Here is a 13,187-nt window from a genome sequence, read left to right as displayed (position 1 = left end):
CATCAATACTGAAATAACAGAGAGGAATGCATGATAAGGGAAGCTATCAAAAATGATGTGGACTCTATTCTTTCACTTTACCAAATTTTGTTTTCGGAGATGGCATTACTTGACCCTGAGCGCTTACAACCCGCTGAACAGGCTAAGGAATTTATTGAAAATGCAATTATTGACGATAAATTTTATGTGTTAGTTGCTGAATTCAACGGTGAGATTAAAGGGTTTTGTATTGCACAACAGCAAATCGCTGACCCTTATAGCTGCATTGTTCCTCGAAATTTTGGTTATATTTTTGACCTAGTGGTTGATCCTAATTTCCGTGGTGAAAAAGCAGGGCAAAAATTACTAACTGCGATGAAAGCGTGGGCGAAAAGTCGACAACTGAGCCACTTGGAGCTGTCAGTATTAGCGCAAAATCATAAAGCGATTAAGTTTTATGAACGAGAAGGGCTTACTGAAATCAGTCGTACTATGGGGATCACACTATAGTTTGGCAATATAATCGGTCTTTCCTTTCGTGTTAATCAATTTGCTGAAAACAGCACAAGATCTAAGCGGCGTAATATGGCATAATGCGCCGCTATTTATACCTGCCGTACTCTAATGACCATGCATGGAATGCATTTTACTGCTCAAATGATTATTTTGGGTTATTTTGCACGCCGTAGTCATGGGCCTCTAATCATCGCAGGCTATTTTACACCGTTTAATTTAAGGCATAGCAGTGTTAACAACGAACAATATCACTATGCAGTTTGGCAGTAAGCCACTGTTTGAAAACATTTCAGTTAAATTTGGCACAGGCAACCGTTATGGTTTGATCGGCGCAAATGGCGCGGGTAAATCCACATTTATGAAGATCTTAGGGGGAGATTTAACCCCTACAGCTGGAAATGTGAGCACGACTGATCCAAATGAGCGTATTGGTAAACTTCGCCAAGATCAGTTCGCATTTGAAGAATTTACCGTACTTGATACCGTGATTATGGGTCATAGCGAGCTGTGGGACGTCAAACAAGAGCGCGATAGAATCTACGCCTTACCTGAAATGAGCGAAGAAGACGGCTACCGCGTGGCTGATCTAGAGGTCGCTTATGGTGAAATGGACGGTTATAGCGCGGAAGCTCGTGCCGGTGAATTATTGTTGGGTGTAGGTATTCCTGTCGAACAACACTATGGGTCGATGAGTGAAGTTGCACCAGGCTGGAAACTGCGTGTGCTGTTGGCACAAGCCCTATTTTCTGACCCAGACATCTTATTACTCGATGAGCCGACGAATAACTTGGATATCGATACTATTCGTTGGTTAGAGCAAGTGCTGAACGATCGTAACTGCACGATGATCATTATTTCCCATGATAGGCACTTTTTGAATACCGTATGTACGCACATGGCTGACCTAGATTACGGTGAATTGCGTTTATTCACAGGTAACTATGATGAATATATGATTGCGGCAACCCAAGCGCGTGAGCGACTATTATCGGATAACGCGAAGAAAAAAGCGCAAATTGCTGAGTTACAGTCTTTCGTTAGCCGCTTTAGCGCGAATGCCTCTAAGTCGAAACAAGCGACTTCTCGTGCACGTCAAATTGATAAAATTCAATTGGATGAGGTGAAAGCGTCTAGCCGTCAAAACCCATTCATTCGTTTTGAACAAGAGAAAAAATTGTTCCGAAATGCACTTGAATTAGAAGCAGTGACCAATGGTTATGATCAAGGGCCATTATTCAAAAACATCAATTTATTACTGGAAGTTGGCGAAAAAATGGCGGTTATTGGTGCTAATGGTATCGGTAAAACGACATTCTTAAAAACGTTGGTGGGCGAGCAGCCTGCAACTAGCGGAATGGTTAAATGGTCAGAAAACAGTAACATTGGTTACTATGCCCAAGACCACGCAGAAGATTTTGAAACAGATTTAACCGTGTTTGACTGGATGAGTCAGTGGAAAAATGAAGGGGATGACGAGCAAGCGGTGCGCAGTATTTTAGGCCGTTTACTGTTTTCTCAAGATGACATTAAAAAGAAAGTTAAAGTGTTATCCGGTGGTGAACAAGGGCGTATGTTATTTGGCAAGTTAATGATGCAACAGCCAAATATTTTGATTATGGATGAACCAACCAACCACTTGGATATGGAATCCATCGAGTCATTAAACTTAGCCCTCGAATTATACAAAGGAACGTTAATTTTCGTTTCCCATGACCGTGAGTTTGTTAGCTCGTTAGCGAGCCGTATTTTAGAAATCAAAGAAGATAAAGTAATTGATTTCAAAGGTAGTTATGATGAATACCTGACAAGCCAAGGTGTAGTGCTTTAAATATCGTTTTGGATTAGAAACAAAAAGCCCTCAGTTTTGATTGAGGGCTTTTTAATGGGCGAAGTAAACTTAGTTTTTCTTCACAAACTCAGATTTCAATTTCATTTGACCGAAACCATCAATCTTACAGTCGATATTGTGGTCGCCCTCGACCAAACGGATACCTTTAACGCGGGTACCGATTTTTAGCATTGAAGAGCTGCCTTTGACTTTGAGATCTTTAATCACGGTGATGGTATCGCCATCAGCTAGCAGGTTGCCATTGGCATCTTTTACAATTAATTCATCAATATCAGCTACAGGCTCGGCATCATTCCATTCATGCGCGCACTCAGGGCAGATATACATATCGTTATCAGTATAGGTGTATTCAGACTGGCATTTCGGGCAAGGAGGGAATTGCATATTCATACTCTCAGTAACTTTATCAAAAGAATAAACAGTGGTGATATTTAAACCATCAAGCACCACAAAAGAGGGATAGTATAAGGTGAAAGGACAATTAAATTATTTTTTCGGATTATTCTTAATTTTGGTGTGATTGAAATAGGAAAAAGGCGAGAAAAGCCTCGCCTGAATGATGAAAAAAGTCAACTTGCTCGAAAATTTAGCCGTTAGCCTTTAGCACAGACTTCACAATGCGGGTCTTTGCTAAGTCTAAATTGGCGGAAATCCATTGTCATTGCATCAAATAGCAATACTTTTCCTGAATTAACCTTCCCATAATTAGCTAATAATTTAATTGCTTCCATCGCCTCTAGCGTACCAATGGTCCCGACTAAAGGGGACATGACCCCAGCTTCAACGCAAGTTAAGTTATTGTCACCAAATAAACGGCTTAAACAGTGATAGCAAGGAGTACTTTCTTCATAAGTGAAAACAGATAATTGTCCTTCCATGCGGATAGCTGCACCTGAAACCAATGGTTTTTTATGCGGTAAACACAACCGGTTGAGCTGTTCACGAATGGCGACGTTATCAGTGCAATCTAAGATCACATCATGATGTGTGATTAATTCATCAAGTTGTGCATCATCTAGCTGTGCATTGACGGTATCAATTTGGATATGTGGGTTAATGGCTGCAAGCTGTGTTTTTGCAGAATCAACTTTTGGCATATCAATGGTCGCATCACGATGCAACACTTGCCGTTGTAAGTTAGATAATGACACGGTGTCGAAATCCACCAATGTCAGGTGACCAACACCTGCTGCGGCAAGGTATTGAGTTGCAGCGCAGCCTAAACCACCAAGGCCAATAACCAGCACTTTGCCAGCTTTAAGTTTTTCCTGCCCATCGAAATCAAACCCACGGAGGATAATTTGGCGGTTGTACCGCAACATTTCCGGATCGCTAAGCTCTTGCACTGTTATTATTCACTTTTTAATAAATAGTTAAACATTTCGACTTCAACCATTTCACCCGCTTCAACACGGCCACGTTCTCTTTCAAGGACAATAAAGCAGTTAGCTAAACTAAATGAACTAAACACGTGTGAGCCTTGGTGACCCGTCGTGGCGACTTGCAATTGTCCTTGTTCATTAGCGCTTAGAATTCCTCGTTGAAAATCTAAACGACCAGGGCTTTTCTTCAACGCGGTGGTAACCGGAACTTTGAAGCGTAGCGGGGCACGCCATTGGCTGTGTCCTGAAAGGCGTGCAATCAGTGGTTGAACCAATTGGTAGAAGGTGAGTGCGGCAGAAACAGGGTTCCCCGGTAGCCCACAAAACCAAGCGTCACTTAACTTACCAAATGCAAAGGGTTTTCCTGGTTTAATGGCTAACTTCCAAAAACCAATCGTGCCTAATTCATCCAAAATTTGTTTGGTATAGTCAGCTTCACCCACGGAAACGCCGCCACTACTGATGACCAAATCAGCGTGTTGGTTAGCTTCGATAAAGGTTTGTTTGAGTTTTTCTGGCGAGTCCGGTATCACACCTAGATCAAGTACTTCGCAGTTAAGTTTTTCAAGCATCAGGCGAACGGTGAAACGGTTAGTATCATAAATTTGCCCATCTGCTAAAGGAAGGCCAACGGCTTGTAGCTCATCGCCCGTTGAAAAAACGGCAACTTTAAGGCGACGATATACGGTGACATCTGCAATCCCCAGTGAAGCAATTAACGGCAGTTGGGCTGTTGTGAGTAACGTTCCTGCTGGGAACACTGCACTGCCTTGGGCAATATCTTCCCCTGCTTTACGAACGTTACTACCTTGTTTAATAGGTTGGGTAAATACAATGCCTTCGTCCGTTTGCTCTGTAGACTCTTGCATCACAACCGTATCCACACCTTGTGGGATTGGGGCGCCCGTCATAATACGCACGCAGCAACCTGCTTTTAATTCGCCTTCCATTGGGTTGCCGGCAAATGATTTACCTGCCACTGGCATTGGTGTTTTCCCATCCCAATCGGCAAAACGTAAGCCATAGCCATCCATAGCAGAATTATCAAATGGTGGGACATTGATAGGGGAAATCAGGTCTGTCGCAATGATGCGCTGTGCAGAGGAGGTCAGTGGAATGATTTCGGTATCTGTGACGGTTTTTGTTTGAGATAGTAATTTTTCCAATGCAACATCTAGAGAAATCAAATCGTTAGTATGACACTGATCCATAAATAATGACCCTCATTATTGTTATCTGCCTTGAGGCTTAAAATGTGTTCGTAATGCATATTATGGCAGAAATCCATTAGTGGGTGAATGAATAGAAATTGATTACAGATAGCTTTTAGTGAGATTTAGTCAATCAGCTGGTATTAGCACAGAGAAAATTATGCACAAAATAACAAAACTGTTGCTGCTATAATCATGTTAAATATTCTAGGCACTTTATATTTATCTTTTAAAATTAATGTATCAATAAAAAATGTGCTATTAATCACCGTATATAAGGTGTAAAACCTTTTAAAGAATAGATTGACAGGGTGAATGAATTGCATGAATAAATGCAAATATTTCACGGTAATTATCCATGTTGTACTGGATTATCTGTACCTGCTGTTTTAGAGTACCGCACACCTGCATTTTATAAAAATAGTTATACCATTTGTGGAGGATCACATGTCATCTCTGAGTAAAGAGGCCGAATTAGTTCATGCCGCACTGGAGGCAAGAGGCTTAGAAACGCCTTTGCGTATCCAGCCAAAATCAGGCGACGAACGCAAGAAACTGATTGAAGGGCACATGACAGAGATCATGACGCTGCTGAATTTGGATTTAACCGATGACAGTTTAGCTGATACCCCTCGTCGCATCGCAAAAATGTATGTTGATGAAATTTTTTCAGGGCTAGATTACGCGAACTTTCCAAAAATCACTCTGATTGAAAATAAAATGAAAGTGGATGAAATGGTCACCGTGCGTGATATTACGCTTACAAGCACCTGTGAACACCACTTTGTTACGATCGATGGAAAAGCAACGGTTGCCTATATTCCAAAAGATAAAGTTATTGGTTTATCGAAAATTAACCGGATTGTGCAATTTTTTTCACAACGCCCACAAGTGCAAGAGCGTTTAACACAGCAAATTTTGGTTGCTTTGCAAACATTACTGGGAACTACGAATGTGGCTGTTTGCATAGATGCAGTGCATTATTGCGTGAAAGCACGTGGTATTCGTGACGCGACAAGTGCAACAACAACAACGTCATTAGGCGGGTTGTTTAAATCAAGCCAAAACACACGGCAAGAATTTTTACGTGCAGTTCGTCATTTATAATTTATGACAACAACGACACCGTCAAGTCGTATTGACGCGCTTGACGCCGTCCGTGGTATAGCGATTTTAGGTATTCTTTTAATGAATATCTTTGCTTTTGCTTTACCACAAGCGGCGTATTTAAACCCTTATTACACCAATACAACACCCGAGTCAGAGGCTTACCTCTGGGGTGTTTTCAATGTCCTTTTTCAAGGTAAAGTTCTCGCTATTTTTTCCATCCTCTTTGGGGCAACTCTCGTGTTGTTGCAGCCTCGTTCTCTTCGTTGGAACCAGTGCCGTTTATTTGTTTTAGCTCTGTTCGGGGTGATTCATGGGGTTGGCTTTTGGGACGGTGATATTCTTTTGGCCTATGCATTAACGGGCTTGTTGGTAACCTATTTGCTTAATCAATATGATGATGGTTTTTTATTGAAAATAGCACTATCACTATATTTGATTGGGTTACTTATCTTGCTCGTGTTGGGAAGTGGTGTAGATCCCTCAGGTTTTTGGCAAACCTCGGATAAGCAATTAGCATTTGAATATACTATACATACCTCTGGGGGAATGGATGGTGTGTATTATCGAGCATCAGAGATGCTCAAGATGGTTGAAATGCTGGTTATCCAATATGGCTGGCAATTATCTGCGTTGATGATTATTGGCGCGTTGTTAATGAAAAATGGTTGGTTACGAGGGCAATTCACCGCTCAACATTATCGCAAAATAGCCTGCATATTTATCTTGCCATCGTTATTGATTCAAATAGTTTCGCTATACATACAAAGCCAATTCAATTGGAGCTATTTTTCAACATCAATCATTGGTTATATTATTAATGAGCTAGTTATTCCATTTCAATCTTTAGGATATATAGCTCTGGTGTATGGCTTTTGGGGGATAGTGGTAAACAACAAAATAATCCATGGGCTGCAATATGTGGGTCGTATGGCGTTGAGTAATTATATTTTGCAAACGCTAATTTGTACCACACTGTTTTACCACTTAGGCTATTTTGGGCAATTTACACGGGTTGAATTACTTGTTTTGGTTCCCGTTATTTGGGGAGCAAATTTATTGTTTTCTTATTATTGGTTAATGTTTTTTAGCCAGGGGCCTCTTGAATGGTGTTGGCGCAAATTGACGGGAAAGTTAATAAGTAGATGAAGGTTCATCTACTTATAGGTCTAATTCAATTTATTGACTTCATCCGGTGAAACAGCCGGATAGCCTTTAATTCCTGCAGGCATTTTAATGGGAGCAGGGATGGATTCTTGCTCACCTAAAAATTTAGGTTCGCGTTTTAAAATATATAAATCCGCCAGAGCACCTAGCCGTGCAAATACTTCACGTACTCTTACTTTATACATTCCAGATGGCGTCGGAACCGCTAAACACTGCGCATCAATACCTTTATGTTTGGCGATAAAAACCGCTCGTTCACAATGAAAACGCTGGGTAATAATGGTAAAGTTATCGGTATCAAACACTTTTTTAGTACGTACCACCGAGTCTAATGTCCTAAAACCTGCAAAATCGAGCACAATTTTAGAGGCTGGAACCCCTTCTTTTATTAAATCTTTACGCATGTTGATTGGCTCATTGTAATTATGTGCGCCATTATCACCACTAAGAAGTAAATACTTAACTTTTCCACTGTGGTATGCCTCAGCTGCGCCTTTAATACGATAGGTATAGTAGAGGTTATTAACGCCAGAGGAATAATATTTGGATGTGCCAAGTACCATCCCGACATCGCGCGCAGGCAATTTTTCTACATCTTCATAGATATAGGGGGCGGTATCCCAGCTTATCCAGCGATCAAGCAACAATATGGTCGTAAATGCGATCCCTGCAAGAATAATAAGACCAAAAAACAGACGTTTCCTCATGTCCTAGCCTTGATAATAAAGAGTCATAATTTAGAAATTGTTAGCCTCAATAGGCCAGTATCTCTAGGCTACTTGACTTAAATTAGTGACGCAAGTCGCGTAACGTAAAATCATGTCAATGTCTACATTACAATCGGGGTTAACTAATATTAAGCCTATTAATTGAATCAAAATTAATCAGACATTGGATGAAAAAGATAAATCACATTCTCATCAAAGAGTGAGCAGCTTCACATCATGATAGTTTTTATAGAATGAAGCTATATATTATGAAATTTTAATTCTATATTTTGAATTGATTGTGAAATATTGTTTCTTTAATGGTTTTTTGTGAATAACAGATTTTTAATCAGGAAGGTGAGGAAAGTATGAAACTAACGACATTATTAGCCACAAGTGCTGTACTTGTTACAGCAAGTGTGGCGGCGAAAGAATACCAAATCAATCATACCGATCAGTTAAAATCACTCAATGATGCGACAAAAAGTACGGAAGTCTGGGAAAAAGCAGAAGTATTAACCGATTTTACTTACCCATGGGAAAAGGAAGCGGCTCCTAAAACAGATTTTCGTGCCCTGTGGAGTGATGACACATTATATTTCCGATTTATTGCAGATGATAAAGATATTCAGCTAGGTGATAACTCAGATAAAGACCAGGCGGTGTTAGATTCTGACCGAGTTGAACTCTTTTTCGCGACTAGTCCTGAATTAAAACCGTATTACACGGCGGAAATGGACCCGAAAGGGCGTACTTTCGATGCAAAAGCTAATTATTATCGTGAAGTTGACCCAAGTTGGAACTGGGAAACATTACAAACGGTGGGTGAAATAACGCCAAATGGTTATGTATTAACAGGAAAAATTGATTTAGATGAATTTACTAAACTCGATTTATGGCAAGATGCGGACAAACAGACACTAATGTGTGCCATTTTGCGCGGAGAGTTTAGTGCAGGTGAGCCAAAGCAAGTGCGTAAATGGATTAGCTGGATCAAACCTGATTCCGTTAAACCTGATTTTCACATCCCATCAGCCTTCGGAACCTGCAAGTTCGTAAAATAGCGCTATCGCCGGTGGCTTTCGTCACCGGTAGCTTTTCAATACAAACGTAATATTGTGAGAAAGATCATAACCTGCAATTAAGTTGGATGAAATCGCAGTGATTTAAATTGAAATAAAAATTCATTTAATGTATTTTTTAATGAAATTAAATTTCATGAGGGCGTTTGAATGTCTCTAGCCGAAAATACTCTGAGTGACTGTCTACACAATGAATTCAATCAGGAAACGCAACAGTTTTCACGTTTGGATACACTCTCTATGGTGAACGTTATTAACCAAGCAGATAGTACGGTTGCAGGTGCTATTCAGGCCGTTCTACCTGCGATTGCCCAAGTGGTTGATGCTGTTGCTGAGTGCTTAAAGCAAGGTGGACGCTTGTTTTACATTGGGGCGGGTACCAGTGGCAGGCTAGCTGTATTGGACAGTGCAGAATGCCCACCAACATTTGGTACTTCGCCTGAAATGGTACAGTCGATTATTGCGGGTGGCCAAGATGCAATGTTAAAAGCGGTTGAAAATATTGAGGATTCAGCGGAATCAGCGATTGATGAGCTTAAAAAGCGCCAGCTTTGCGCAAAAGATGTCGTGGTGGGGATTGCTGCCAGTGGACGTACACCATTTACTTTAGCAGGTATTGAATACGCCAATGAAATCGGTGCGTTAACGGTGGCTATTACCACGCGAGGCTGGGGATTAGTCAGTGATGTCGCAAAATTAGCTATTGCACCCGATGTTGGCCCTGAAGTGTTATCGGGTTCAACTCGCATGAAAAGCGGTACTGCACAAAAAATGATTTTAGGCATGCTAAGTACCTGTGTAATGGGGCGATTAGGTCGTATTCATACTAATTTAATGGTTGATGTCGTTGCTAGTAATATCAAATTACTGCGCCGCGCAGAACGGATTGTTAGTGAAGTCTGCGGTATTGATGAACACACCGCGGCAGGGTTATTGGCACAAGTGGATTATCATCCACGACGCGCAATTTTAATGCATGAGCTACAGATTAATGCACAGCAAGCAACGGATATTGTTCAACAGCATCCAAACACCACCTTGGACAGCATGTTAGCAATCACCGTTAAGTAATGGGATAGCGTGATGAAGAGCGGGTTTACTGGCTCAGTCAACATCAGGGGAATCATATGGCTAATAAGATAGAACATCTGGAAGTACTCGCCAGAGAAATAGAAAAATATGCGGGCGGCTTTGAGAACGTGGCAACATTAACTCACTGTATGACGCGTATCCGTTTAGTTTTAAAAGATAACAGTAAATTCGATGCTGAAGCTTTGAAACAAATTGAGGGTGTAAAAGGCGTTATTTTCAATGGTGAGCAACAACAAGTGATTGTTGGAATGGGAACCGCAGCGAAAGTCTTTTCGGTGATGAACAAACGCATGCAAGGTAGTACCTCTGCAACAACGGAAAGTGCAGCACCAGCAGAGAAAAAAGCATTTTCCATACGACGTATGCTAAATACGTTGGCCGCCATTTTTGTTCCAACCATTCCTGCACTGATTGGTTGTGGTTTGATTATGGGGTTGATCAATATTGTGCGTTTAGTGGCACCAGGCGTTGTTGAACAATTCCCTGAATTATTTAAGTTATTAAAATTGATTGGTAGTGCAGTCTTTGTTTATCTTTCAATTATGATTGGGGTGAATACTGCGAAAGAGCTTGGTGCATCTACCTCAATTGGTGCGGTCATGGCTGGATTACTTTCAATGCCAGGTTTAGCGGATATCACCTTATTTGGCTCGAAGTTAGTCCCGGGTAGTGGGGGAATTTTTGCAGTGCTTATGGTGGTCGTTTTCTCTTCTAAATTTGAAGTGTGGTTTAGAAGTATCATTAAAGAAAGCTTAGACCTCATCGTGACGCCATTTGTGACCATTTTAGTCTCAGCGATGGTGGCAATTGTAGTGTTCCAACCTGCAGGGCATTACTTAAATCAAATTTTAGCGCAAGGCGTTTCGGTCGCTTTATTAAATAGTGGCGGTGGCGCCGTGGCGACGGGCGGTATTTTAGGCGGTAGTTTCTTATTCTTATTATTAACGGGTTTACACCAAGGCTTGATCCCAATTCATGCTGAAATTTTACAAACGTTTGGCCTGAATTACTTGTTCCCAATTTTAGCCATGGGTGGAATGGGGCAAGTGGGTTCATGTTTCTGGGTTTATTTAAAAACCAAAAACCAACGCTTGAAGAAAACCTTAGTCGGTGCGTTACCTGTGGGTATTTTTGGTGTCGGTGAACCACTTTTATTTGGTGTGTCATTACCATTAGGTAAACCATTCATTGCAGGTTGTATTGGTGGCGCAGCTGGCGGCGCATTAATGGCGTTCTTCCATGTCGGGATCATCATTCCATTTGGTACTGCCGGGTTATCATTAATTCCATTAGTGGGTGATGGCCAAATATTGGATTTCTTAATTGCTGTTGCGGGTGCATGGATTGTCGGGTTCATTGCCAGTATGATAATAGGCTTCACTGATCCAGAAAAATAATTAGAAGGAAAAGCCATGTCGACACTGACGGTAAAACTGGAAAGCTTGCAGACACGCGGTAAAGGCACAGAACAACGTATTGCCACCTTTTTGCTGGATAACCGCGAAAGTCTTATCGCGATGAATGCAGCGGAGTTGGCGCAGGCGGCTGGGGTAAGTAGTGCATCTGTTATCCGCTTTTCACGTCAAATGGGGTACCGTGGCTATCCTGAATTTAAAGTCGATTATTTGTCGGATGAGAAACAACACAAAGCCGAAAGCCTATACGGTAATCTGAGTCGCCACGATGATACTTCTCAGATTATCGCTAAAACGGGGCACATGTTTATTTCGGCTATTGAAAAATCACTGGATCTGCTTGAACCACCAGTTGTGGATACGATTGCGCAAAAAATGTACCAGGCCAAACGTATTGTGCTGTTTGGTGTCGGGTCTTCAGCTATTGTTGCCAGTGATATTTTCCATAAATTAATTCGCATTAATAAACATGCACTGTTTAGTTATGATTTGCATGTTCAGCTAAGTTACTCGGCAAATTTGGGGCCAGAAGACCTTGCTATTGCGGTAACGGCACGCGGAAATACTCAAGAAATCAATAGCATGCTTCGTTCTGCAAAAGAAACCGGATGCCCGACAGTCGCACTGACGCGTTTTGGCCAAGATGAAGCGATGAAGTTAGCGGACTTCGCCTTGCCTTATTTTTATGATGAGCAACACTCCCAATTAGGCATCATCACCCCCCAAGTGTTACAGATGATTACTTTCGATACATTATTTTTTAAATACCTCACGTTAGCAGATAGTGATGCAAATGAAGCATTACAAAAAGGGCGACGAGCACTGATACAAGGCAAGAGTTAATGATTGTAACGGAGTTAGCGATAGGTGCACTGATTGGGCTGATTATTAGCACAACGGGTGTCGGTGGTGGTGTGATTGTATTACCGATACTGACCTATTTTTTTGGGCTAAATGCATTAGCGGCAGTAGCCACTGCCAATTTTCTTTCGATGTTAATGAAGGTTTCTTCTTCTTATATGCATTTTCGACTAGGCAATATTCCCTTTAAAGGGGCAATGATTGTGTTAGCGATTATGTTACCGAGCACCTTTCTCTCTAGCTTGTTTGTGACATGGCTGGGGGGGTTACCGGGGTATGAAAAACAAGTTGAGTGGGGGATTAATCTCTTAGTGGCTGCTGCCATTATTTTTTCGCTCTATTTATTTATTCAGCGAATGTTTTTTGTTTCGATCATCAAACAAGAAACGGCGAAAGGGGACCAGCTAAAATCCATGGCTGTGCCAGCTATCTTGGCGGGTGTTGTACTTGGTGCAACGGGTGTTGGTGGTGGGGTGGTTGTTCTCCCTATGTTATTGCGCTATATGCAACTAAATATTAAGCAAGCAATTGGCACATCGATTTTTGTAACAACCGTGTTATCCGGTTCCTCTGCTTTAGCTTATGCGCAAGATGGCTATACGGATTTAAAATTGGCGCTGATATTGTGTGCAGGGGCATTGATTGTGATGCCACTGGCTAAATATTTACTGATCCGTTTATCTGAACGCACCTTTCAATACATTACATTGTTATTAATTACCTGTAGTGCAGTAATGATGACAATGAATTTATTCACCTTCTAGGGTCATGAGTCCTATTATTGATGTTGTTAATAATAGGACTGACTCTTCACTAAAA

13 protein-coding genes are annotated in these 13,187 nt (G+C 41.3%); 9 read left to right on the top strand and 4 right to left on the bottom strand.

Features of this window, described 5'->3' with window-relative positions:
* Window positions 1-30: 30 nt before the first annotated feature.
* Window positions 31-489, top strand: a complete 459-nt coding sequence (locus tag P3L37_RS13760) for a GNAT family N-acetyltransferase (RefSeq protein ID WP_004909204.1) — start codon at window positions 31-33, stop codon at window positions 487-489.
* A gap of 235 nt (window positions 490-724) precedes the next feature.
* Window positions 725-2,323: an ABC-F family ATPase gene (locus P3L37_RS13755; protein WP_004909206.1), complete on the top strand. Its 1,599-nt coding sequence runs from the start codon at window positions 725-727 to the stop codon at window positions 2,321-2,323.
* Window positions 2,324-2,392: 69 nt separating this feature from the next.
* On the opposite strand, the gene P3L37_RS13750 is transcribed toward P3L37_RS13755, so the two are convergent.
* From P3L37_RS13750 to moeA, 3 genes are all read right to left on the bottom strand, one after another.
* Window positions 2,393-2,728: a zinc ribbon domain-containing protein YjdM gene (locus P3L37_RS13750; protein WP_004909208.1), complete on the bottom strand. Its 336-nt coding sequence runs from the start codon at window positions 2,726-2,728 to the stop codon at window positions 2,393-2,395.
* Window positions 2,729-2,937: 209 nt separating this feature from the next.
* Window positions 2,938-3,690 (bottom strand): molybdopterin-synthase adenylyltransferase MoeB, encoded by a 753-nt coding sequence (gene moeB / locus P3L37_RS13745; RefSeq protein ID WP_181937022.1) that lies wholly within the window; start codon window positions 3,688-3,690, stop codon window positions 2,938-2,940.
* Window positions 3,691-3,695: 5 nt separating this feature from the next.
* The gene (gene moeA, locus P3L37_RS13740; protein WP_110731801.1) at window positions 3,696-4,937 is read right to left on the bottom strand and encodes a molybdopterin molybdotransferase MoeA; all 1,242 of its coding nucleotides are present in this window, start codon (window positions 4,935-4,937) and stop codon (window positions 3,696-3,698) included.
* A gap of 447 nt (window positions 4,938-5,384) precedes the next feature.
* Here moeA and folE point away from each other — a divergent pair, with 447 nt between their 5' ends.
* On the top strand, window positions 5,385-6,044 hold the full coding sequence (gene folE, locus P3L37_RS13735; RefSeq protein WP_004256561.1) for a GTP cyclohydrolase I FolE: 660 nt from the start codon (window positions 5,385-5,387) through the stop codon (window positions 6,042-6,044).
* A gap of 3 nt (window positions 6,045-6,047) precedes the next feature.
* On the top strand, window positions 6,048-7,193 hold the full coding sequence (yeiB, locus tag P3L37_RS13730) for a DUF418 domain-containing protein YeiB (RefSeq protein WP_109910984.1): 1,146 nt from the start codon (window positions 6,048-6,050) through the stop codon (window positions 7,191-7,193).
* 20 nt (window positions 7,194-7,213) lie between these two features.
* Here yeiB and sanA read toward each other — a convergent pair whose 3' ends face one another.
* On the bottom strand, window positions 7,214-7,918 hold the full coding sequence (gene sanA, locus P3L37_RS13725; protein WP_109910985.1) for an outer membrane permeability protein SanA: 705 nt from the start codon (window positions 7,916-7,918) through the stop codon (window positions 7,214-7,216).
* Between the two features lie 368 nt (window positions 7,919-8,286).
* Here sanA and P3L37_RS13720 point away from each other — a divergent pair, with 368 nt between their 5' ends.
* The 5 genes from P3L37_RS13720 to P3L37_RS13700 all read left to right on the top strand — a co-directional run bounded on the left by P3L37_RS13720 (window position 8,287) and on the right by P3L37_RS13700 (window position 13,132).
* Window positions 8,287-8,982 (top strand): sugar-binding protein, encoded by a 696-nt coding sequence (locus P3L37_RS13720; protein ID WP_109910986.1) that lies wholly within the window; start codon window positions 8,287-8,289, stop codon window positions 8,980-8,982.
* 168 nt (window positions 8,983-9,150) lie between these two features.
* Window positions 9,151-10,071, top strand: a complete 921-nt coding sequence (gene murQ / locus P3L37_RS13715; RefSeq protein ID WP_109910987.1) for an N-acetylmuramic acid 6-phosphate etherase — start codon at window positions 9,151-9,153, stop codon at window positions 10,069-10,071.
* Between the two features lie 56 nt (window positions 10,072-10,127).
* The gene (locus P3L37_RS13710) at window positions 10,128-11,489 is read left to right on the top strand and encodes a PTS transporter subunit EIIC (RefSeq protein WP_004909226.1); all 1,362 of its coding nucleotides are present in this window, start codon (window positions 10,128-10,130) and stop codon (window positions 11,487-11,489) included.
* 15 nt (window positions 11,490-11,504) lie between these two features.
* Entirely contained in the window at window positions 11,505-12,350 is an 846-nt protein-coding gene (locus tag P3L37_RS13705) for a MurR/RpiR family transcriptional regulator (RefSeq protein ID WP_004909230.1), read from the top strand.
* The gene (locus tag P3L37_RS13700; protein ID WP_004909234.1) at window positions 12,350-13,132 is read left to right on the top strand and encodes a sulfite exporter TauE/SafE family protein; all 783 of its coding nucleotides are present in this window, start codon (window positions 12,350-12,352) and stop codon (window positions 13,130-13,132) included. The genes P3L37_RS13705 and P3L37_RS13700 overlap by 1 nt, the downstream gene beginning before the upstream one ends.
* Window positions 13,133-13,187: the final 55 nt, after the last annotated feature.

It is taken from the genome of Providencia sp. PROV114 (assembly GCF_032704305.1).
GTDB lineage: Bacteria > Pseudomonadota > Gammaproteobacteria > Enterobacterales > Enterobacteriaceae > Providencia > Providencia rettgeri.
This window is presented reverse-complemented; position numbering and strand designations above follow the sequence as displayed.

Excerpts from the sequence above, each read along its gene's own strand:
- P3L37_RS13760 (WP_004909204.1), top strand. The coding sequence starts at position 31 with ATGATAAGGGAAGCTATCAAAAATGATGTGGACTCTATTCTTTCACTT.
- P3L37_RS13750 (WP_004909208.1), bottom strand. The coding sequence starts at position 2,728 with ATGCAATTCCCTCCTTGCCCGAAATGCCAGTCTGAATACACCTATACT.
- moeA (WP_110731801.1), bottom strand. The coding sequence starts at position 4,937 with ATGGATCAGTGTCATACTAACGATTTGATTTCTCTAGATGTTGCATTG.
- folE (WP_004256561.1), top strand. The coding sequence starts at position 5,385 with ATGTCATCTCTGAGTAAAGAGGCCGAATTAGTTCATGCCGCACTGGAG.
- yeiB (WP_109910984.1), top strand. The coding sequence starts at position 6,048 with ATGACAACAACGACACCGTCAAGTCGTATTGACGCGCTTGACGCCGTC.
- sanA (WP_109910985.1), bottom strand. The coding sequence starts at position 7,918 with ATGAGGAAACGTCTGTTTTTTGGTCTTATTATTCTTGCAGGGATCGCA.
- P3L37_RS13720 (WP_109910986.1), top strand. The coding sequence starts at position 8,287 with ATGAAACTAACGACATTATTAGCCACAAGTGCTGTACTTGTTACAGCA.
- murQ (WP_109910987.1), top strand. The coding sequence starts at position 9,151 with ATGTCTCTAGCCGAAAATACTCTGAGTGACTGTCTACACAATGAATTC.
- P3L37_RS13710 (WP_004909226.1), top strand. The coding sequence starts at position 10,128 with ATGGCTAATAAGATAGAACATCTGGAAGTACTCGCCAGAGAAATAGAA.
- P3L37_RS13705 (WP_004909230.1), top strand. The coding sequence starts at position 11,505 with ATGTCGACACTGACGGTAAAACTGGAAAGCTTGCAGACACGCGGTAAA.
- P3L37_RS13700 (WP_004909234.1), top strand. The coding sequence starts at position 12,350 with ATGATTGTAACGGAGTTAGCGATAGGTGCACTGATTGGGCTGATTATT.